This window comes from Microlunatus aurantiacus, from assembly GCF_039536605.1.
In the GTDB taxonomy this organism is placed as follows: Bacteria; Actinomycetota; Actinomycetes; order Propionibacteriales; family Propionibacteriaceae; genus Microlunatus; species Microlunatus aurantiacus.
In genome coordinates, this window is record NZ_BAAAYX010000026.1 from 128473 (window position 1) to 149231 (window position 20759).

The following is a 20759-nucleotide window of genomic DNA, read 5'->3' on the forward strand; positions in this document are numbered from 1 at the left end:
ACGTTGCTGGAAACCCAGCACCACCCACGACACGGAAAGGGGTTGACTTGATCGTCCGCCGACTGGACCTGGCTCCCGCACGCGCTCTCGCCGGAGCCACGAGCCGCTGCGTAGCACTGTGGATCACACTAGCCCCTTCACTCGCATGAGCCCGGCCGACACCCGCGCCCGGTCGCGGCGCGTCACGCAGCCGCCGATCGATCGTTGGGGCACGTTCTGCCAGCTCTACCTCCTGGCCCTGGCCGGGTTGGCGGTGGCGATCGCGAGCCGTTTCCGGACCCAGCTGCACGAGCGCTTCACCTTCGACGGGAACTACATCGAGGACACGCTCAAGATCCCCGACGCGAGCCTCAACCCCGACGACCCGTTCCGCAACATCGCGCTGGTCTACCGCGTCCTGGGCCTGAGCGGTTCGCCGGACGTCGCCGCGATGGTGGCGATCGCCGTCTTCGGCGTTTCCGTCTTCGCCGCCATCCGCTGGCGCGAGATGATCCACCTGACACCCACCGGTCTCGGGGTCATCACGGGCTGCTACCTGCTGGCCCTCATCTACCTGGCGCAGTACAGCAAGGAGTTCGTCAGCCTGGTCCTGGTCGCTCTGGTGCTGCTGCTGCCCGCCGGTTGGCTGTCCGAGCTCGCGCTGGTGGGCGGGATGATCGCGTACGCGGCGACGATCCGTCCCTACTGGGGTGCAGTCGTCGGTCTGTACGTTCTCGGGAGGATCCTGCTGCCCCGCCTGCGAGGCCTGTTTCCCGTGCTGATCCTCATCCTGCTCACGTACGTCGGGCTGCAGCTGGCGTTCAACGGCATCCTGGGCGAGTCGCTCTCCTACCCGAGGGTGTCGGTGAACGACACCCGCGCCGGAGTCAACGTCTCGGTCGGTTCGCTCATCCAGGACTTCCTGCCCGATACCGTTCCCCTGCAGTGGCTCAACGCCTTCCTCGTCTTCCTCAGCCTCGTCGTCCCGTGGCCACTCGTGCTCGGTGGCTCCCTGACCTACCTGGTCATGGCGGCCATGCTGTGCTTCCTCTGGGCGATGTTGATGTGGAGTCTGCACCTGGTTCAACGCGAGCGCGCGACGGGCATCGAGACCCCCTTGATGAGCTCGCTCGGTCACGCCCCGCTCCGCGACCGGTACCCGCGCCCGGAGCGCGCGATCGCGTTGTTGCTGAGCCTGGTGATCGTCCAGGCGATCTTCGAGCCCGACTACGGCTCCTACGTGAAGCACCTCTCCCCCATGCTGCCGCTCTTCGTGGCACTCCTGCCTCTGTCTCCGACCGCCGGCTGGTCGCGCAGGAGTTCACGGGTCCGAGCCGCTCGGTCATCCGACCCGTCCGCCCCGCCGACCCAGAAGTTGCCGACATGATGCCCCCCCTCTCGGTGCTGCACGTGACCGACGCCAGCTCGTCCGGCGTCCTCACGGCTGTCACCACGATCGCCCGGCAACAGAGCGAGGACTCCCGCTTCGAGCGAGTGGTCTTCGCGTACGTGCTGCGCCCGGACTCACCCGCACATGACGAGATCGAGCGTCTCGCCGGACCGCTCGTGGAGGTGCAGCGGTGGTCGGACTCCCTGGGATGGCGACGGCTGGCGGATCTGACCCGAAACCTGAGGGAACGGCTTCGCGCCGACCACTACGACGTCGTGCACCTTCACTCCTCGCGAACCGGGCTGCTCGGCCGGTGGGTCACGCTGCTCTCACCGCATCGCGGCCGCTCGGTCTACAGCCCGCACGCGTTCGCCTTCGCCTACGCGCAATGGTCCCGACCGAAGCGGTTCATCCTGTGGTCACTCGAGCTGATGGGCACCCTCGGCGGGCGGCGCTTGGTGCTCAACTCGGAGTCCGAGGAACGGGTCGCGAAGCGGTCATTCCCGTGGTCGCGTACCGCGGTGCTGGCCAACGCCGTGGATGTGGCTCACCTGCGCACGTTCGATCGGTCACCGGACCCCGATCACCCGGCCTTCGCGCACATCGGGCGAATCGCCCCGGCCAAGGCACCCGAGGTGTTCGGGGCCGTGGCGGCCAGGGTCAGCCAGGAGCTGCCACACGCACGGGCGCTGTGGTTCGGCGAGGGTGACCGGGCGCTCTTCGGCGAGCACGAGGACCTGGTCGAGATCTCCGGATGGCTCAGACCGGCCGAGCTCCACCGCCGCCTCCGATCGGTGTCCGTTCTGTTGTTCACCAGCCGCGGTGAGGGCATGCCGATGGCGGTGCTCGAAGCCCAGGCGATGGGTATCCCGGTGGTCGCCTCACGAGTCACCGGCGTCATCGACCTGGTCAAGGACGGCGAGACCGGTCTGCTCGCCGACTCCGTCGAGGATCTCGCCGATTCCCTCGTCGCGGTGCTGACGGAGCCCGAACTAGCGGCTCGCCTGAGCGAAGGCACAGCCCTTGCGGCGGAACGCTTCGACCAGGCGTCCTTGGCCCAGCGCTCGCTGACCGCCTACGACGTGCTCGCGGGCAGACCGTCGGCAGCGAGGAGCACTCCATGAGAGCCAGAGGGTTCTTGAGGGACCTGCGACGCCTGACCGGTGATGCGAGCCTGGTGAGCTTCGGCCAGATCGTCTCCTACGCCTACCCCCTCGTCTCCATCCCGTTGCTGAGCCGCGTCCTGGGGATCGAAGGACTGGGCATGTTCATCGCGACCCTCGCTGTGCTCCAGATGCTGGTGGCGTGGACGGACTTCGGCTTCGGTTTCAGCGCGTTGCGACGGATGGCAGTGGCCAAGGACGACGCCGGTCGAGAGTCCGTGGCGGCGGCGACCCTGACGGCCAAGCTCGGCCTCTGGGCGATCGGTTCCGTGTTCTTGATGATCATCGTCTTCAGCGTTCCGAGCCTGCGACCGCACTGGGGGCTCTTCCTGATCGGGGTCCTCACCACCATCGGGGTGGCTCTGTACCCCATGTGGTATCTGCAGGCCGTGGGCAGACTCAAGCTGCTCGCGTTCCTGACCGCCGGCGCCCGTCTGGTCGCCTTGGCCGGCCTGGTGCTGACCGTTCACGGAGTGGATCAGGTGGGACTGGCCGTGTTCTGGCAGTTCCTGCCGTATCCGCTCTCCGCGCTGGTCTGTTGGTTCGTGATCAGACGCGCTCCTGACATCCGGCTGAGACTGACGCGTCCGGCGCCGGCCCGCGAAGCGCTGCGGGACAGCGTTCCGCTCTTCGTGAACATGATCAGCGGACAGCTCATCGTCAACAGCTCGGCGATCCTGCTGGCTCAGCTCGGCAGCTACCGGCAGGTGGGACTGTTCGGGCCGGCCGACCGGCTGACGAGCGCCATCCACGGTGTCCTGGTGTCTGTTGAGCAGGCGATGCTGCCGCGCGTCTCGGACGCGCACGAGCGGCCCGATCAACCCAACCAGCGGAGGCTGATCCTGATCGGTCTGGTCCTGTGCTACTCGATCTCCGGACTCACTCTGACGGTCACCGCCCCGGTGATCATCCCCTGGTACCTCGGAGACCAGTTCGTCGAAGCGGTTCCCATCGTCCAGGTGATGGGTGTCGCCACGGTCCTCTCCGGAGTCGCGCGCACGCTCGTCCTGGACCTGGTCTCGGCGGGACGGACCAAGCCGCCCTCCGTCGTCACCTCCCTCGCCGTCGGCTGGCACATCATCACCGCCGGCATCGCCGCCTGGCTCTGGGGCGCGATCGGCGTGGCATTCGCTGTGTGCGGAACACAGCTCTTCATGGCCACCGGGTTGTGGATCGCCACAGCTCGGGGCCGTCGCCGGCAGGGCCAGGGCGACACAGCAGCTCCAGCGTCTGAGCGACCGAGAGTCGGAAAGGAAATCCAGTGACACTGCCGTTCTTCTTCGAGGCGTTGCGACGACGCATCGCCCTCATCCTGATCGTGATCATGGTCATGACCGCCGCCGGGCTCACCGCCGGGGCGACGTGGCCGAAGACGTACACCTCCAGCGCGCAGATCCTGCTCGGTCTCGAGGTCGATGACGACATCGACGCACAGAGCGGCAACCTGTACCTGAAGGAGCGAGTTGCCACCTACGCCCAGACGGTCAAGGCGGACGAGATCGTCGAGCCGGTCGCGACGGCCGCGAACATCAGTCCTGACGTCCTCCGCCGGCACATCTCGGTCTCGATCGTCCCGGAGACCGTGGTGCTCGAGATCAGCGTCTCCGCCGACTCGCCGGAGCAGGCGGTTCAGCTCACCAACGCGGTGAGCCGGCGGTTCCAGAGTCAGGTCTCTGCGCTGAACGTGGAGACCGGTGGCCCCAAGCTCGTGGCCGCTCAGTTCAGCAGCCCTCAGCCGGCGACCGAGCCCGACCAGCTGCACGGAGCGCTCCTGGTCGGCGTCTCCGTCTTGGTCGGACTGCTCCTCGGGATCCTCCTGTCGCTCACCCTGGCTGCCTTGGAGGCGATCCGCCAGTCCTCGCAGCGGGAGGTCAGTGGTGCCGGTTCCGCGGCGGTCGCGAGTGACGAGCGCCTCGCCGACGACGGCACCACCTGGTGGGCCGATGCTGAAGACGAAGCACCACAGCAGCGCGGAGACACCACCGGGACGACGCCGGACTCGAGCGTCGAGACAGTCACTCATCCGTCGCCACTGGCCGAACCGGCGCCGCCCTCGACCGATGCCGACGCCAGGCAGGATCAGGACCAGGCGGCGGCGAGGGCCTGACGTCTGATCCTCTCCACGGCAGCAGCTGACCACACCACGCACAGAACAGCATCGACACGTGACCGATCCGAACTCACACACAGCGTCCGAGCCCAGCATCGACGACCTCGAGGTTGTCCTCGTCTCCTACCGAAGCAGGCATCACGTCGAGGAGCTGCTGAACGGCTGGCCGCCAGGACTCGCCGTCGCCGTGGTGGACAACTCGGCGAACTCGGACGGACTCGCCGACTTCGTGACCACTCGATCACAGGTCCGCTACCTCTCGGGCAACGGCCAGGGGTTCGCGCGGGGCGCCAACCTCGGCGCCTTCACCAGCACGAAGCCGTACGTGGTCTTCGTCAATCCTGACTGCCGCCCCATTCTCGAGCAGATCCTGTCGCTGGCGCGCGGGGTCGCGGCGGACGAGAACGCCATCACCCACGCGGCGACGCCCGTGAACCACGAGGGAGGCATCGATCTCGGGGTCGGTGGATGGGAGCCCTCCATCCCCCGCTCGATCGTCCACGCCCTCGGGATCCACCACGTGGCTCCTTCGTCGGGCCTCTTCGCCCACCCCCGGGTCGGCGAGCACATCGACGTCGATTGGGTGACCGGCACCTGCATGGCCGTCCACCTCGGTCGGTTCCGAGAAGTGGGGGGGTTCGACGAGACCTTCTTCGTCTACTGCGAGGACACTGCATTGGGTCACCGTGCGCGCCAGCGGGGGTGGCACTGCGTACTGCGCGACGATGTGCTGGTGCTGCACGGCACGGGCAGCTCCGGCGCCCCGTCTTCTGAGATGCGACGGCTGCAGGGAGCCTCGTACGCGACGTACCTCCGGCGTTACGGCAAGAGCCGCCTCCAGGCGGTGACCATGGCCAATCTGTACGTCCTCGGTTGCCTCTGGCGTGGGATCGCGCTGACCGTCACCGGGCGCAGGGCGCGTGCTGCAGCAACCTGGTCGATCGTTCGCGGGATGGTGACGCGCCGGGCGTTCGTCGGTGGCATCGAGGTTGCCCACGCCCGAGCCGTCGAGAACGGCGCGGGCTGAGTCGGACGACTCCCTGATGTCGGACTCCCTGCAGGGTCGTCCTGCCTGGACCTGATCGCGCCACGATCTCGACGCCACACTGTGCCCGGCCTCGTGATCGGCTGAGCGGGGACTGGCTGCTGGTTGGCCGGTGCGCGGGCAGCGGTCCGGTCGGTACCCGAGCGGCCCCTCTCACAGACGAAGACGCCGTCCGTCCGGAGGTCCGGACGAACGACGTCTCGAGAGTCAGCGTCGGGTCAGACGGCCGCGAGCTGCTCCGCCGGCAGCTCCTGTGCCTGCTCCGCTCGCAGCTCGTCGACCAGGCGGCCCTGGGGTAGATCAACATCCTCGTAGGTGAGCACCTCGTCCTTGGCCACGTCGCGGCGCAGCACACAGCCCTCGGCTACGCCGATCGGCAGCAGCTGCTCGCTGGCCGTCACGTCCGCACGTTCGCAGACGCCGTACGAGTCGTAGCCACCCAGTCCGTCGATGGTCTCACCGGCCACCAGATCCCGCTTTGCCACCGTCACGACCTCCACCGTCGGCGCGCCCAGCGGAGCGATCGTGGCATCGCCGAACAGCACCGCACGGGCCACCGTCTGCGGCACCTCGAAGTGACAGAGGTGGTAAGGGGTGTAGAAGCTGTACAGCGGTCCTTCGCCCAGCTTGTACAGATTCAGGTAGTGGCGCTGCTTCGGGTCGTCGTGGGTGGCCAGGACGAACACGCCGGGGCCGGGCTTGGCGCCGACCACGTAATCGACCACGCCGCCCAGTTGCTCGAGCTCGGCGACGTCGTAGCGGGTCGTCAGCTCGTCGATGTGAGCGTGGTGGTCCATGCCCACCATCCCTCGCTTCGCCACCGTCATGCCCGTGGCGTTGGCCACCAGAGCCTGCTCGAAGCTGACCTTGGTGCCGTCGGCGAAGCTGGTGACCATGTACGGGTCCTGGCCCCACTTCTCGGCGAATCCCTTCTGGGTCGTCGGCGTGCGGTATTCGTCCTGAAGGCCCTTGATGTTGCCGCAGACCAACGGACGCAGACCGATGCCACGCACGAAGCGAACCAGGTTCATCTGGACCCCGGGCTGATCGCCGTCGCAGCCCGTGAGGACCACGCCGGCCGCCTTCGCCCGTCGGGCGAGGATCGGGCCGACCGTTCCGTCGACCTCGGCGTTCATCAGCACCAGGTGCTTGCCCGCCTCGATGCAGGCGAGAGCGAGGTGACAGCCGTACTCGACCGCACCCGTGGCGTCGACGACCGCGTCGACGTACTGGGAGGTCACCACGGCGGCATGGTCGTCGGTGAAGACAGGCACGCCCGTCGCCAGCGCCGCGTCGGCCTCGGCAGGTGTCGTGACCAGGCGTGCCCCGGCCACCCCCGCCTCGGCGTACGCCCGCTCGGCCTTGGCGACCGTGCGGTTCACCACGGCGGCGACGGTCATGCCCGGCGTCGAGTTGGTGATCTGGTTGACCAGACCACGAGCCATGAAACCCGCGCCGACGACGGCCACGCGGATCGGGTGTCCGTCGGCCTCACGCCGCTGCAGGGCTGTGTCGACGAGGATCATGCGCCGACCCCCGCCGTGTCCGGCTCCCAGCCGAAGTCCCGCACGTCGCGGTCGGCGATCAGGGGCCAAGCGGCGTCCTTGCTGCTGATCACCGACACCGGCAGAGGCCAGGTGATGCCCAGGGCGGGGTCGTCGTAGCGCAGGCCACGCTCAGCGCTGGGCTCATAGGAGCCGCTGACCTGATAGAGCACCTCGGTGTCGTCGGTCAGCGTCTGGTAGGCGTGTGCGAAGTAGGGCGGCACGTAGAACGCCTTCTTGTTGTCGGCGGTCAGCTCCACGGCGACGTGCTGCAGGCGGGTGGGCGAGTCCGGACGCATGTCGACGATGACGTCGACGATGGCGCCGCGGATGCAGCGGACCAGCTTGGCCTCCGGGTGCGGTGCGATCTGGAAGTGCATGCCTCGCAGGGTGCCGGCCTTGTAGTTGCCGGACAGGTTGCACTGCTCGACCACGGTCTGCAGACCGGCGGCACCGAACTCGTCGATGCAGAAGGTGCGCGCGAAGAAGCCACGGTCGTCGGAGCGCAGCTCCAGGTCGATGACCGCCGGGCCCTCGATGGCGGTGTTGCTGATGATCATGACTGGCTCCAGAAGAGATCGGCGTCGACCTGACCGGTGGAGATCAGGTGCTGCAGCTGCAGCAGACGGGTGTGGCCACGGCCGGTGAAGGTCTCGGCGTCCATGTCGATGCTGCGGAACACCTGGTGCAGCTGAGCCGCACCCTTGACGGCATCCCACTGGCACTCGAAGCCCGGGAGCTTGTTGGCGATCTTGTCGAAGGAGACACGGTAGCTGCGGTTGTCCCCGCCGGCGTCGCCGAAGGTCACCTGGCAACCGGGGAACTCGTCGCCGACGATCTCGGCGATCTCGCGAACGCGGTAGTTCTGCTCGCTCGAGCCGACGTTGAAGATCTCGTTGTGCACGACGTCCCTCGGGGCGTCCAGCACACGCTGGATGGCCTGGGCGATGTCGAGTCCGTGCACCAGCGGCCGCCAGGGGCTGCCGTCGCTGATCATGGCGATCTTCTTCGTGGTCCAGGCCAGGCCGGACAGGTTGTTGAGCACGATGTCGAACCGCTGCCGGGGCGAGGCGCCGAAAGCGGTCGCGTTGCGCATGAACGTCGGCGAGAAGTCGTCGTCGGCCATGGCCTGGAGGTCGCGCTCGACCAAGGTCTTGCACTCGGCGTACGCCGTCTGCGGATTCACCGGCGAGGTCTCGTCGACCTCGCCGCCGGCCACGCCGTAGACGCTGCAGGACGACATGTAGACGAACCGGTGGACGCCCGCCTGCTTGGCCAGGTTGGCCAGGCGGACCGAGCCGGCGTGGTTGATCTCGTACGTGATGGTCGGCGAGAGCTGACCCAGCGGGTCGTTCGAGAGCTCGGCCATGTGCACGATGGCATCGACCCCGGCCAGGTCGTCCGCGGTGATGTGCCGCAGGTCCTTGGCCAGAGTGAGCGGGGTGCTGTCCAACCCGTTGTAGAGCCAGCCGTTCTTGTAGAAGCCGGTGTCGACCCCGACGACCTCGTGGCCGTCGCGGACGAGCTGGGGAGCGAGCAGGCAGCCGAGGTAACCTTCGGTGCCGGTGACGAGAACCTTCATGGTGTGCTTTCTTCCTGGCAGTGATCGACGATGGGGGACCCGGGATGGATCAGTTGCTCCAGATCTTCCACGGCGCGTTGCCGGTGTCCCAGAGGCCGTTGAGCTCGGTCCAGTCCCGGAAGGTGTCCATGCCCATCCAGAAACCTTCGTGCTGGAAGACACCCAGCTGACCGTCGGAGGCGAGCGTCTGCAGCGGCTTCTTCTCCAGCAGCAGCTCGGGCTCGTCCGAGAGGTACTTGTCCAACATGACGCGGTTGAAGGCGAAGAACCCGCCGCTCACCCACCCGGTCGCCAAGGTGGGCTTCTCGTTGAACTCGGTCACCTGCTGCCCGTCCACATGCATCTCGCCGTAACGGCTGGCCGGGTGGACCCCGGTCACGGTGCCGAGCAGACCCGAGGCGAGGTGCTGCTTGACCAGGCCGTCGAGGTCCACCGAGCCGATCCCATCACCGTAGGTGAGCAGGAAGGTGTCGGTGGTGATGTGGTCGGCCACGCGCTTGACACGCCCACCAGTGCCGGTGAGCAGACCCGTCTCGACGAAGGTGATCTCCCAGTCGTCGACCTCGCCGCGCTTGTGGAACTGCGGCGGGGCGTCCGTGCCGAGCTCTAGGGTGAAGTCGTTCGCGTGCTCCCGGTAGTCCAAGAAGTACCGACGGATCTGGTCGCCCTTGTACCCCAGGCACAGGATGAAGCGCCGGAAGCCGAACTCGCCGTACGTCTTCATGATGTGCCACAGGATCGGCTTGCCGCCGACGTCGACCAGTGGCTTGGGCAGCTTCTCGCTGGCCTCTCGCAGGCGGGTCCCCATCCCGCCACACAAGATCACGACGGGAATGTCCGCCGGGTTGTAATCGACCGAGGTCGTCTCCTGCATGGTCCTTCTCCCCTGAATTGGTGCTTGAGCTCGCTTGGTCACGAACCCGGTTTGGTGAACACGGACACGACGGTCCGCAGCAAGATCTTGATGTCGAGCCAGAGCGTCCAGTTCTCGATGTAGAAGTTGTCGAACCGAACTCGCAGGTCGATCGGCGTGTTGCCTCGCAGACCGTGGATCTGGGCCCACCCCGTGAGACCGCAGGGAACACGGTGACGATCGGCGTACCCGATGTAGAGCTCCCCGAACTGCTCCACGAAGTGAGGCCGTTCCGGACGGGGTCCGACCAGGCTCATGTCCCCGCGGAGGATGTTGAACAGCTGCGGCAGCTCGTCCAACGACGTCTTGCGAAGGATCCTGCCCACCGGCCCCACGCGGTTGTCGTGCGAGATGTTCCAGTTGGTCTGGGACTCGGTCTCATCGACCGGCTTGAGCGACCGGAACTTCATCAGCTCGAAGAAGATGCCGTCCCGACCCACGCGCTCCTGCCGGAAGATGACACCAGGACCGGTTTCCCAGCGCACCAGGACGGCGATCAGCGCGAGCAGGGGCGACAGGACGACGACAGCACCGGCCGACGCCGCGACGTCGAGCAGTCTCTTCACCCGCCACGACGGGCTGCGGTAGGCCGAGCGGCGCAGTCGGATCAGCGGCGTGTCGCCGACGCTGTCCATGTCGCTTCCGACGTTCGTGATCTCCGGCAGCCGCGGGAGCACGAACACCTCGCACTGCTGGCGCTGGCTCTTGCGGACCATGGAGACGAGGTCGCCGTCGTTCATCTCGCCGTGAGCGACGATCAACGCGCGAGCCTGGGTCGTCTTGAGGACGGCGGTCAGCTCGGACGCCTCGCCCAGGACAGGGATCGGGAGCGCCTCGGCGTCGAGCGGGCGGGAGTCGATGAAGCCGATGGCCCGCAGACCTGACTCCGGGTGCCGGCTCAGCGTGTCGACCACCGCCTGACCGAAAGACCCGGCGCCGACCACGATGGTCGGGTGAGTCACCCAGCCGCGCGCTCGCCAGTTGCGGATGAGGCCGTACAGCACCGTCCGGATGGCGACGATCGCCGGCAGCACACCGAGGAAGAGGGTGAGCTGCATGTTGCCGGTGACGAGCTCCGACACGACGATCAGGAAGCCGGCGCCGACCAGCCACAGACGGATGATCTGGGGCAGGTCGTCCAGCACCGACAACGACAGACGCGAGCGGTTCAACCCCCCCATCGCCATCAAGCCCACCATGACCAGCGTGGTGCCGAGAGTCGACTGGGTGCCGACGTTGATCAACGCGGCCGGGATCAGACAGGCCAGGATGTCGCCCGAGGCGAGCGCCAGGCCCAGCCGGTCGCCGACGGTGCGGTGAGTGTGACGCAGGACGTGGTCCGCGTCGATCGACTTGGACCGCCTGGTCTGTTCGCGTTCGGCGACCGGCTCGATGGCCTGCCGCTCCACGCGGATGGCGGGTGACGGTGCCCAGCCTTGCTGGTGCGTGTCTCTTGTAACGGTCATGCTGTGGTTTCCCCCGATTCCTCAGCGTTGGTGGGACTAGGACGCCGGCCCGCCGCCAGCGTGTTCTCTCAGTGAGAAGGCTCGGTCGACGTCGTCAGCGAGTCGGCTGGCGATCGCGAGAGAGGCCGTCGCGGCCGGACTCGGCGCGTTCAGCACGTGGACGCTCCGGTCGGTGACCATGAGCTTGAAGTCGTCGACCATGTCACCGGTGGAGCCCACGGCCTGAGCTCGCACACCGGAGGGGCCGAACACGAGCTGGTCGGACCGCACGTCGGGCACGTACTTCTGCAGATCCTTGACGAAGGCGGCCTTGACCACGTCACGCCAGATCTCCTGGGCCCCGACCTTCCACCACCGTCGTGCCAGCTTCGGGAAGCCGGGATACCGGACGGTCTCGGTCAGGTCCCTCAGATCGATGTCGCGGCGGCGGTAGCCCTCACGAGCCGTGGCCAGCACGGCGTTGGGCCCCGCCCAGACCGACCCGTCCACACGCTTGGTGAAATGAACTCCCAGGAACGGCAGCGACGGGTCAGGGACGGGATAGATCAGACCGCGACACAGGTCACGTGCCTCCGGCGTGAGGGTGTAGTAGTCGCCTCGGAAGGGCACGATGGCCACGTCCGGTGCTGAGTCCATGGCGGCCACGCGGTCCGAGTGCAGCCCCGCACAGGTCACCAGCCGCCTTCCGAGGACCTCGCCCCGGGGCGTCTCGACCACCGTCGTGTCGCCGACGCGGCGCAGGCCGGTCACCTCGTGGTCGAAGTAGAAGTCCACGCCGTCGCGCCGCAGCTCCTCGGCCAGCACCTCGACCACGCGGCCGAAGTCGATGATCCCGGTGCCCGGAGAGTGCAGGGCACGGATACCTGCGGCGTGCGGTTCGATCTCACGCAGCTCTTCAGGACCGACCATCTTCAGGCCTGGAACGTTGTTGGCGCGGCCCCGCTCCTCGAGGTCGGCCAGCCGGGCCAGCTCGGAGTCGTCGATCGCGACGATGAGCTTGCCGCACGTCTCGTACGGAATCCCGTGCTCGTCGGCGAAACGCTCCATCGACGCTTTGCCCTCGACGCAGAGCCGGGCCTTCAACGAGCCGGGCTTGTAGTAGACCCCCGCGTGGAGCACCCCGCTGTTGTGACCGCTCTGGTGACGCCCCGGGCCGCTCTCCTTCTCGACGACCGCGATGTCGAGATCCGGATGACGTCGGCGCAGCTCACGCGTGATGGCGAGACCGACGATCCCAGAGCCGACGACGACGACGGCATACACCTTGCTCAAGACGATTCCCCCCGAATCGGATCCGGCAGGTCGAGCCATGTCTGCTCGACCTTCCCCAGCGGATCTGACGAAAGCCTAAGCGACTGAGGGGTGGGTTCGCCCGGTTACACCGAGATTCATCGGAACCACTCCTCCACCTACCTGCCGGTATCCCCTGCATGAGCGGGGATCCAGGGCTGCCGACCTCGTCGGTATGACATTGGTCACAGCTGCCTGCCACCCGGGGGCCGGGACTCCACAGAGTCGCCCCTGTCGCGTGCGCGGCGGTTTGGGTAGATCGTGGTTCACTAGCCCTGAACCACGCCTGGTCAGGCGGGACAGGAGTCCGATGGAGACGCCACTGACGTCCCTTGCACAGCTTGCGACCGGAGAATCCGGGGACGACGCAGACGCCGTGGAGCCTCGGTACCAGATCGGTGCCGTCGCAGAGCGCACCTCACTGTCGCACCACACACTGAGGCACTGGGATGAGGCTGGCCTCGTCTCTCCGTCCGGTCGGAGTGACGGGGGATTCCGGCTTTACAGCGACGCCGACATCGAACGCATACTCGTGATCCGGAGGATGAAGCCTCTCGGTTTCACCTTGGAGCAGATGCAGCAGCTGCTGGATGCGATCGACACCCTGCGCGCACCGACCAGCGATGCGGAGGCTCGCGCCCGCTCCGCCGCCACCCTGAAGGCCTGCGCGCAGCAGGCACACGAGAGCCTTGAGCGCATCCGGCGCCACCTCGGGTACGCCGAGGAGTTCTCGGATCTGATCAGCGGTTGGATCCGCGCCACCGACACCTGACCCGAGAATTTTCTGCCCCCGCCGACAGAAGCCCTACTCTCGGGTTAGAGTAGATTTGCTCGCCGGGCCTGCCTCGGCGATGTCACGCCAGTCAGACAGCGTCTTGGCCATCGGGGGAAGCCGAATGACACTGCACGATCGTTTCGATGCGCGCCACAACAACTTCGACCTGATCCGACTGATGCTGGCGGCGGTGGTCGCCGTCGCCCACGGCATCATCATGCGAACCGGCAGCCAGCCGCAGTTCGGGATCTCCACCCTGGGTGACTACGCGCTGGACGGCTTCTTCATCCTGAGCGGCTTCCTGGTCACACGGAGCTGGCTCACGCTGAACAACTTCTGGCGCTACGCCTGGCACCGCGCCCTGCGGATCATGCCGGCCTTCTGGGTCTGTCTGCTCGTACTCGCCCTCGTCGTGGCACCCATCGCCATGCTGCTCGAGGGTCGACCGCTGACCGAGCTCTTCACCGCACCCGACTCGGTTCAACGGTTCCTGTTCGTGAACGCCGGCTTGATGGTGTTCCAGTACGAGATCGCCTCGATCTTCTCTGGCAACCCGAACCCGCTGACCGTCGACGGGTCGCTCTGGACGCTCGTCCTGGAGGCGGGGTGCTACTTCGTCCTCGCCTGCATCGGGCTGCTCGGGCTGCTCAGGCGTCACAAGATCGCCGTGCCTCTGTTCGCCGTCATCCTGTGGGTGCTCGCCACCCTGTACGACTACGGGATCTACGTCGGAATCGGCGACAACACGCTGCGGATGCTGCTGGTGTTCATGATCGGTGCATCGTTCTACCTCTACGCGCACAAGATCCCGATGAACCTCTGGTTGGCGGTGGCGGCAGCCCTCGTCTTCGTCGGCAGCGCCGCACTGCTGGAGAACTACCGGATGGTAGGAGCGGTTCCGCTTGCCTATCTGCTCCTCTGGCTGGCGGCCGGTCTCCCCAGGACCGTCAAACTCAAGGTCGACGTCTCCTACGGTCTCTACATCTACCACTGGCCGGTTCAACAGCTGATGATGCTGACCCTGCTGGCGCAGCTGCCGACGCCGCTCTTCGTGGGGATCAGCTTCGTCCTCATCCTGCCCGTCGCCCTGGCTTCCTGGTTCGGCATCGAGCGAAGGGCTTTGCGCCGCAAGAACGCCCCGTTCCCCTCCTGGCTGCCGGGTGGAAGAACCCACCAGCTGCCCGTGCCGGTCGACGCGGCGCACCTCGCCGCGGCGGACCTGCCTTCCGATCCTCACGCCGACCCCCCGCAGAGCAATCAGGCTCGCGAGGACCGCCCTATGTCGACGCACGCGCCCAGCTGACCTGACCGGAGCGACGACTCGCTCCGCCGCACTCGTCACCTCGACGGAAGAGCACCTCCAGCGACTCCGACCGAGATCACGGCTCCGAGGGAGATCGCACCGGCGACGCCCTCAACCGGGCTGCCCGCGGCCACGAGCGCAACAGCACCGGCCTGTCACACCAACGCCAGCAGCCCGTCTCCTGGGAGACGGGCTGCTGGCGCAAGCTCCAGTGGAGGTGGGTCAGTGGTGAGCCTGAGGGCGGGCCGCCGCTCCACCCGCGACGGCCCAGGCGCCCGACTCATCGCACGGACGGAGTGCTTGGCCGAAGCAGATACCCGGCGCCTCCGTCTTCCGTTGAACGGAATCGCCGGGAAGCTTTGGCTGAGCCGAGTCTCCTGGAGCGACTGACGTCGCGAAGCTCGGCGTCGCCGGCGACTGCTGCCCCCTGGTGACCGCCTGCCTACCCGAGTGCGAGTCCCCTGCCGCGGTCGTCGCGGAGGACGTCACAGCCGCCCGCGCACGACGACGGTCGACCCGGTAGATCCTGAAGCCCAGCATGCGCTGGAAGTGGCGCAGTCCGCTGTAGACACCCATCGGGCTGCTGTTGTCCGCGAGGTAGCGCACACCCCGCTCGATGAGGTGCTCCGCGAGCACCCTGGTCATCAGGTAGCGGGTGTTGCTCGCCTCATCGGAGTCCTCGAGCGTGCGGAAGTACTGGAGGAGCGACCACTCACCGTCGGTCGGCGTGAACGACACGAAGATCGGGCGGCCGTCGGCCGCGTACGCCGCGAGCATGAGCGGGTGCACGAGCAGGGAGCGATTGGTCGCCGCGTCCCGGCGGTACTCGTCCCTGGGGTGGCTCAGGTCACGCTGATCGGCGAGATCGGCCAGTCGCTCCCGCTCGACTGGATCAGTGACCAGCGACCAGGTGACCCCGGCCTTCTCCGCGGCTCGACACTTGCGACGGAGGGTCTGCTTGGACTTGCCCAGGGAGTACTCCGCGGGCTCGTCCGGCAGCACCAACACCGATGCCGCGCGGTGGATCGGGGTCGAGATGAGTGGACGCTCTCGGCAGAGCCCGAAGTCGATCGCCCGTCCACCGACGGAGTCGCTCAGCTCGGCTTGCAACCGAGGAAGACGCAAGAAGTTCTTCAGTGCCCGGAAGCTCACCAGCGGGTGTCCGAAGGCATACAGCCAACGCTGGTTGCCGTTCTCGACGTAGCCCTGGAAGTAGTCCGAGACCATCGCCTCGCGTTCCTCGACCGACAGGTGCTGCTGCCCCCCGGCAGCGCCCCTCAGCCCACCGAGTCGCTCGCGTATGCGGCGCAGTGACACGATAAGTTTCCCCCTAAGTTGTGAAGCACGGCGACTTTATCGGCTCCACCGCTGTTCCGTGGCGGTTGCTGGCAACAAATAGGTCTCGATGCGCAGAATTCCCGCGCCGCCGACGGACAGCCTTTCCTTCGACTACAGTATGTTCTCGCTGGTTCGTCGGCCGGGGGGCCTCACGACCAGCAGTCACGTCGGATGCGACCTACGTCGCGCACTCGTTGGGGGACGAGGTTGCCTTGGGGTACTCAGTCAGTTCTGCCGCGCGACGCCATGATGGCGGCCACGCGCGTCTTCGTCGCCGGGCGCAGGATCTCGGGTTCGGGTCGGCGTTGAGTCCTTCGCGCCTGGACTCGGGTGCGACGACAGGCGATTCCTCCGACCATCAGCTCGAGAGGCATGCTGACGACGTGCTGGAGTCCCGCCGACCCGCGGCAGAGCGCCGTCGCCGTCCGACGGCGACGCTCGAGACAGCCCGAACGGAAGCGCGGTGGGCAGCAGCATGTCGGGCGACGAGCCAACCGTCGACCGCATTCCACAGCTGGACCTGGCTCCATGCCGCTGCTCAGATGACGAAGGCGACCCTGGTGCCGATGGTCCTGGTCAGGGACGGGCACGACATCGGTGTGATCCCGGTGCTGCTGCGGCGACGAGGCATGTTCACGACGTTGGGCTGCGTACCGTTCCCCTACTGCGGCCCCCTCGTCCCGGCCGAGGACCTGGACGAGTGCCTCGACCTGCTGGCTCGCCGCGCACGCCGCTGGGGGGTCATCCGGATGACCGTCCAGTTCTCCCCCGGGAGCGCCGTGGATGAGACCTCGCTCGCCGGTCACGGGTTCGAGGTGGCGCGGGACGTCACCTACGTCATCGACACCTCCTCGGACCTGGACGTCTTGTGGTCGCGGCTGACCAGCGAATCACGACGACGTGTCCGTCTCACGGAGAAGAACGGCATCACGGTGACAACTGCGCTGCCTCCGGGAACCCTCGAGGACTTCGAACGCCAGGTCTTCACCGAGCGCGGCGATCGGTCCGGGTACGACGGGGGCCTCACGCCGCACCTGCCGTTGTTGACCGGCCCCGATCTTCGGATCCGAGCCACGGCGGCGGTCCGCGACAACGAGGTGCTCGGGGCGCTCGTGACCCTCGCGCACGGGTCGGAGACGCTGGGGTGGATGGGCGGCGTCTTCCCCCGACACCGAAACACCCACGCTGGCTACGCGCTGTACTGGGATGCGATCCGCTGGTCACACGAGATCGGGGCCCGTCGCCTCGACACCGTCGGGGCGCCCAACGAGGGCATCGCCCGTTTCAAGAGACAGTTCGGCGCCGTCGCTCAGGAGTTCGTGACCTCCCGCAAGGACTCACGCACCGGCTCCCTGGTCTACGGCGCGCGTCGCCGACTGTCGACACCGGGAACGAACCGCGGACCCCTCACGTGAGGCGTTTGACCAGTCGGCGAGCCGACAGCATCAGCTGCGGCGGCAGGTAGGTCACCAGAGGCGAGCGGCGCCGGTTCAACAGCATGGCGAACTCCTCGCCCTCGTACGGCAGGTAGCGAGAGGCGTTCTCGAACCACGTCTGGCTGAACCTGGCGTCGACTCGGGCCCGCCGGATGGCACGACGCCGACGCGACTCGTAGAGGTGAAGGGCTGTGCTCAGGTCCGCCTCCTCCGTCATCGCTGCTGCGAGCGCGATCGCATCCTCGAGAGCGAGCTTGGTGCCGAAACCGATCGAGTAGTGCGTCGTGTGCGCTGCATCCCCGACCAGGGCGACGTTCGCTCGGCGCCAACGTCGACACGTCACCATCGGGAAGCTCGCCCACGGGATGCGACCGGCGTCGTCGGTCTGCGCGCGGAGCCGGGCACCCTCGAGCTGCCAGTCGAAGAGGTTCTGCAAACGGTTCAGCGCCGGTTCCGCACCGAGCTCACCGAGGCCGAGCCGCTGGTGGGTCTCCGGCGGCATCTCGACCACGAAAGTGCTGGCACTGTCGCTGTAGGCATACGCGTAGGCGCTGATCCAGCCCGCCGGCGGCTCGGCGAAGAGGAAGTGGAACTCAGGGAACAGACGCGGCGTGGAGAGCCAGGCGAACTGGTTTCGTCCCTGCGCGACTCGAGCGCCCAGCTCGTCTGCGTGCGCTGCTCGGAAGCGGCTCCGCACACCATCGGCAGCGACGACGAGATCCGCTTCTGAGGAGAGGTCGTCGGCGTTGGCCTCCTGACCACGGACGATCTCGACCCCGAGCTCCTCTGCTCGCCGGGTCAGCACGGCGGTCAACGTCGCGCGGGCGATGCTGTGACCCCAGAAGTCCGGTTCCTCCACGCGGGTACGCCCTTCGACGTCGATCGCGAGGCCCCTCCATCCGGTGGCCGCGTCTCGGACTTCTGCCGCCGATTCCGGATCGGCTGATCGCATCGCGTCGAGCAGGTCGTCCCAGAAGGTCACACCCCAGCCGCGGACCGTGCCCGGGACGTCGCGGTCGAACACCGTGACCTGGTGGTGCGGGTCGGAGCGCTTCAGCAGCAGGGCCGAGTAGAGGCCTGCAGGGCCGCCCCCTACGCAGAGGATCTTCATGGCACCATCCTTGCGTCGGACGTCGTCGACGCATCGGCCGGGTTGTTGGTGAGACCTCGGGCGCGCGTAGCCAGACATAGACAAGTAATGACAATGGCTGCGTCGAGAGCCAACCTCCTCACCGGACGAAACCTGAGGCCAACGTGTCAACGCCCTGCATTCCGGCCCTTCCACTGCTCTGCCTTACCGTCGCCATTGACAGCAGCCGCCGGGGGGTGGCACATCGGCACGGCGGATTCGAAGGCCGAAGTCTGCGTCGACATGATCCGAGCCGTCGGTCAGCAAGCATCGCTTCCGGGTCCGGAGTGTCGAACGAGAACCGTATCCGTATCGTTGTTCGAACTAGCCCTGAGCGACACCCCGACCACTTAGATTCGTCTAGTCCTCGAGCGAACGGATGGTACCCATGGCACACGGGGCACGCCTCTGCAAGCATGCTCTAGCTTCGGCACTTGCCTTGGCCTTATTCGGAGGACTTTCGGCATGCAGCCAGGATCCACCGGTGGGGTCGGCGCCCGTACCAACGCGACGGCCGCCATCGAGTGCCACGCCGAGTGCCGAGATCTCCCAGTCAGCCTCGGCCACGTCACCACCTGTGAACAATGACTTCGATCGTGTGCCCGTGTCGCGATTGCTCGCCGCTGGACCTGTGGCCGTCGAAGTGACCTACCAGTCGCGCCTTCCGCCGGCGGAATGGCGCGCAGGAACGACCAAGCCGGTCTTGGTTACGCTCAGGGCATCCAACAAGAACAAGCGGAGTCAGAAGATCTACCTGACGAAAGTCACGGTGAACGTCACGTCCTTCGACGAGTCGGGGCAACTTGATATACCGCAAACTATCGTCGATAGTGCCAACCTTCAGCCCGGCTTCATCGTCACGTCGCCGAATACGTACAACCAGAGTTTTGACATCCCGGCTGTGGACAGAGCAGCCATACGCATCGCCATCGACCTCTCGTACGAGCTGTTGCTCGAGGTGAGCCGAGACGATGAGGGTATCCGGGACCTGGCCAAGCAGGTGGCCACCGACCGGCTGTCCGTGCCGATCATCACCAGATGACACGGCCGAGCCCAGGGTGGTGGTCGATGAAGACGTCACCGGGTGATCCGTTTCGTCACTCTAGGCGGTGAGTGCTGCGGGTGTCATGGCCTCGCTTTCGTCGGTGTCGGTGGTGATCTTGGGGAGTCTGCTTTTGGTGAGGATGTCGAGGCCGAGGTAGCGGCGTCCCTTTGCCCACTCGTCGTGTTGCTCGGCGAGGACGGCGCCGACCAAGCGGGTGATCGCGCTGCGGTCGGGGCGCCGCTCTCGTCAAGCAGCGACTGGTTCTGCCGGAATCGGCGCCAGTTCGAACGAGTCCGAGAGGTCGCGGAGCATGGCACGGTAGACGACTGCAGCGAGGTGTCGCTTCAGGCATCTGCGGGCCTCGGCGCCGGTCTTGCCCTCGGCCCGTTTCCGGGCGAGGTAGGCCCGTGCTTCGGGGGCCAGCGGGCCTGGACCATGGCGATGGTGAACAAGGCATGGTTGAGTTGGCGGTTGCCGCCCCGCGCTGAACGATGTCGGTGAGTGTTGCCGGTAGAGGCGGGCACCGGAGCCGTGCCTGCATGGGCTGCGAAAGCCGCGGCGCTGCGGAAGTGACGGGCATCATGGGTCTCTCCCAAGATCTTGGCGGCGACGAGTGGCCCGACGCCGGGAATCGCCATCAGGTGTTGGTGGAGCCGAAGCTCAACTGCTGCGGCGATGTCGATCTCCATAGCCTTGATCTCGGCGGTCAGGGCATGCAGTCGTCGGATGGCGGCGAGGGCGAGTTTGGCTCGCACTGGGTCGTGGGCCCGGCCCTTCAGTGCGAGGTTGCGGGCGCGGCGGAGCGCCACTTGGCTGATCAGGGCGCCGGTCACCTGGCGGTGACCGGCGGTCAAGCCCAACAGCAGCGCGTGGAGACGGTTCCGGACCCGTCCCGGCTCGTCGACGAGCTGGTCGCGGGCACCGACGAGCCACTGCAGGTCCGCGTCGAGATGGGCGGCGTTCATCTGGGGCAGATCCGGTTCCCGCAAGGCCACGCGAGCGATGACGACGGCATCACCCCCCTCGTCTTTGCCCGGTCGCCGGCTGCGTCGGCGCCCTTCGGCGGTCAGGCCGGTTGGCCACATCCACTACGGCTTCGCCGGCAGCCAGGAACTGCTGGGTGAGTGTGCGCCCGTAGCCTTTAGCGCGCTCGATCGCGACCTGCCGCGGCCCCGGCAAGCTCTGCACCCTGGGAGTGACCCGGTTTGACGGACATCCGAGATCAGGGGCTTCGGCCTCGGAAGGATGTCC

The 20759-nt window shown here is 67.0% G+C and carries 19 protein-coding genes and 1 pseudogene; 10 read left to right on the forward strand and 10 right to left on the reverse strand.

The window, feature by feature from the left end; translation table 11 throughout:
- The first annotated feature begins 145 nt into the window (after positions 1–145).
- From ABD714_RS21610 to ABD714_RS21630, 5 genes are read left to right on the forward strand one after another with little or no spacing between them, the layout of a single operon-like run.
- The gene (locus ABD714_RS21610; protein WP_344814529.1) at positions 146–1366 is read left to right on the forward strand and encodes a hypothetical protein; all 1221 of its coding nucleotides are present in this window, start codon (positions 146–148) and stop codon (positions 1364–1366) included.
- Positions 1363–2493, forward strand: coding sequence for a glycosyltransferase (locus tag ABD714_RS21615; protein ID WP_344814530.1), 1131 nt, complete (start codon positions 1363–1365; stop codon positions 2491–2493). Before ABD714_RS21610 ends, ABD714_RS21615 begins: the two co-directional genes overlap by 4 nt.
- On the forward strand, positions 2490–3797 hold the full coding sequence (locus ABD714_RS21620) for a lipopolysaccharide biosynthesis protein (protein WP_344814531.1): 1308 nt from the start codon (positions 2490–2492) through the stop codon (positions 3795–3797). Before ABD714_RS21615 ends, ABD714_RS21620 begins: the two co-directional genes overlap by 4 nt.
- Positions 3794–4639, forward strand: coding sequence for a YveK family protein (locus ABD714_RS21625; protein WP_344814532.1), 846 nt, complete (start codon positions 3794–3796; stop codon positions 4637–4639). Before ABD714_RS21620 ends, ABD714_RS21625 begins: the two co-directional genes overlap by 4 nt.
- 58 nt (positions 4640–4697) lie before the next feature.
- Entirely contained in the window at positions 4698–5669 is a 972-nt protein-coding gene (locus ABD714_RS21630) for a glycosyltransferase family 2 protein (protein ID WP_344814533.1), read from the forward strand.
- A 236-nt stretch (positions 5670–5905) separates the two neighbouring features.
- Here ABD714_RS21630 and ABD714_RS21635 read toward each other — a convergent pair whose 3' ends face one another.
- The 6 genes from ABD714_RS21635 to lhgO are packed head-to-tail and all read right to left on the reverse strand — an operon-like array spanning position 5906 to position 12455.
- Positions 5906–7213 carry an NAD(P)H-dependent oxidoreductase gene (locus ABD714_RS21635; protein ID WP_344814534.1) on the reverse strand — a complete coding sequence of 436 codons (1308 nt, stop codon included), beginning with the start codon at positions 7211–7213 and terminating at the stop codon, positions 5906–5908.
- Positions 7210–7791 (reverse strand): dTDP-4-dehydrorhamnose 3,5-epimerase, encoded by a 582-nt coding sequence (gene rfbC / locus ABD714_RS21640; RefSeq protein ID WP_344814535.1) that lies wholly within the window; start codon positions 7789–7791, stop codon positions 7210–7212. The genes ABD714_RS21635 and rfbC overlap by 4 nt, the downstream gene beginning before the upstream one ends.
- On the reverse strand, positions 7788–8813 hold the full coding sequence (locus tag ABD714_RS21645) for an NAD-dependent epimerase/dehydratase family protein (protein WP_344814536.1): 1026 nt from the start codon (positions 8811–8813) through the stop codon (positions 7788–7790). The genes rfbC and ABD714_RS21645 overlap by 4 nt, the downstream gene beginning before the upstream one ends.
- Before the next feature lie 49 nt (positions 8814–8862).
- A complete protein-coding gene (locus tag ABD714_RS21650; protein WP_344814537.1) occupies positions 8863–9687 on the reverse strand; it encodes a glucose-1-phosphate cytidylyltransferase in 825 nt (274 codons plus the stop codon).
- Between the two features lie 38 nt (positions 9688–9725).
- Positions 9726–11192: a sugar transferase gene (locus ABD714_RS21655; RefSeq protein WP_344814538.1), complete on the reverse strand. Its 1467-nt coding sequence runs from the start codon at positions 11190–11192 to the stop codon at positions 9726–9728.
- A gap of 36 nt (positions 11193–11228) precedes the next feature.
- Complete coding sequence (gene lhgO / locus ABD714_RS21660) at positions 11229–12455, reverse strand: L-2-hydroxyglutarate oxidase (RefSeq protein WP_344814552.1); 1227 nt, start codon at positions 12453–12455, stop codon at positions 11229–11231.
- 337 nt (positions 12456–12792) lie between these two features.
- Here lhgO and ABD714_RS21665 point away from each other — a divergent pair, with 337 nt between their 5' ends.
- On the forward strand, positions 12793–13254 hold the full coding sequence (locus ABD714_RS21665; RefSeq protein WP_344814539.1) for a helix-turn-helix domain-containing protein: 462 nt from the start codon (positions 12793–12795) through the stop codon (positions 13252–13254).
- Between the two features lie 124 nt (positions 13255–13378).
- Positions 13379–14560 carry an acyltransferase family protein gene (locus ABD714_RS21670; protein ID WP_344814540.1) on the forward strand — a complete coding sequence of 394 codons (1182 nt, stop codon included), beginning with the start codon at positions 13379–13381 and terminating at the stop codon, positions 14558–14560.
- 222 nt (positions 14561–14782) lie between these two features.
- Here the strand turns inward: ABD714_RS21670 and ABD714_RS21675 are convergent, their stop codons facing one another.
- Positions 14783–15877, reverse strand: coding sequence for a GNAT family N-acetyltransferase (locus ABD714_RS21675; RefSeq protein WP_344814541.1), 1095 nt, complete (start codon positions 15875–15877; stop codon positions 14783–14785).
- 563 nt (positions 15878–16440) lie between these two features.
- Here ABD714_RS21675 and ABD714_RS21680 point away from each other — a divergent pair.
- Positions 16441–17313 (forward strand): GNAT family N-acetyltransferase, encoded by an 873-nt coding sequence (locus tag ABD714_RS21680; protein WP_344814542.1) that lies wholly within the window; start codon positions 16441–16443, stop codon positions 17311–17313.
- On the opposite strand, the gene ABD714_RS21685 is transcribed toward ABD714_RS21680, so the two are convergent.
- Positions 17306–18619, reverse strand: coding sequence for an FAD-dependent monooxygenase (locus ABD714_RS21685; protein ID WP_344814543.1), 1314 nt, complete (start codon positions 18617–18619; stop codon positions 17306–17308). The genes ABD714_RS21680 and ABD714_RS21685 overlap by 8 nt on opposite strands.
- Before the next feature lie 448 nt (positions 18620–19067).
- Here ABD714_RS21685 and ABD714_RS21690 point away from each other — a divergent pair, with 448 nt between their 5' ends.
- On the forward strand, positions 19068–19505 hold the full coding sequence (locus ABD714_RS21690; RefSeq protein WP_344814544.1) for a hypothetical protein: 438 nt from the start codon (positions 19068–19070) through the stop codon (positions 19503–19505).
- Positions 19506–19565: 60 nt separating this feature from the next.
- Here ABD714_RS21690 and ABD714_RS21695 read toward each other — a convergent pair.
- Positions 19566–19742 (reverse strand): annotated as a pseudogene (locus ABD714_RS21695) (IS256 family transposase); the annotation flags it as partial.
- Positions 19743–19852: 110 nt separating this feature from the next.
- Positions 19853–20146: a transposase gene (locus ABD714_RS23125; RefSeq protein WP_425562438.1), complete on the reverse strand. Its 294-nt coding sequence runs from the start codon at positions 20144–20146 to the stop codon at positions 19853–19855.
- Between ABD714_RS23125 and ABD714_RS21700 the strand changes: the two genes are divergently transcribed.
- Positions 20048–20632 (forward strand): hypothetical protein, encoded by a 585-nt coding sequence (locus ABD714_RS21700; RefSeq protein WP_344814545.1) that lies wholly within the window; start codon positions 20048–20050, stop codon positions 20630–20632. The genes ABD714_RS23125 and ABD714_RS21700 overlap by 99 nt on opposite strands.
- The last annotated feature ends 127 nt before the right edge of the window (positions 20633–20759 follow it).